The organism is Vibrio sp. 1078-1 (assembly GCF_033340475.1).
This window is the reverse complement of sequence record NZ_JAWOWM010000961.1, coordinates 1-509: the sequence shown is the minus strand read 5'-3', so window position 1 is coordinate 509 and position 509 is coordinate 1. Positions and strand designations below refer to the sequence as shown.

The 509-nt window shown below is 46.2% G+C and carries 1 protein-coding gene; it reads left to right on the top strand.

What is annotated here, in order from left to right; genetic code table 11:
* Positions 1-509, top strand: a 509-nt coding sequence (locus R7190_RS31095; protein ID WP_318138371.1) for a DUF2982 domain-containing protein, incomplete at both ends; no start/stop codon positions are given.

The window sequence follows — 509 nt, the reverse complement described above, 5'->3', positions numbered from 1 at the left end:
CCGATCTTTTCTCCGGGTTGGAAACAAGCAATGCTTTCCGTCATTTTGATGGCAATCATCGTCGGTTTCGCCGTCTTGATGATTAAGAAAAGCCAAGTCACTTTCACATTGACCGCCTCGCACTTTCAGCAACACCTGTTTAAAGGCGGTTGGGTTGTCCGTTGGCGAAATATTGAGTCCATTGGTATATGCAGTTATCAACAAGACGGCTGGCATCAACCGCTCCCGTGGATAGGCATCCGCTTGAAACACTACTCCCCTTATCTTGATGCAATTTGCCCGCGTATCGAGACGGAGATTTTACTTAGCCAACGCGCTTTGTTGTATTTGGGCGCAAGGCAGAACCATTGTGAAGAGAAATTTGAAGATATGGTGCTCGACCCACAACCGTACACTAGCAAAGCGGGAAAACAATACGACGGTTTGCAAGCCATGCTGGCGAATAGAATGAAGTATCAGAGAGAATTTTACGGCTATGATGTGTTTATTTCTGCCAGTGATTTAGACAG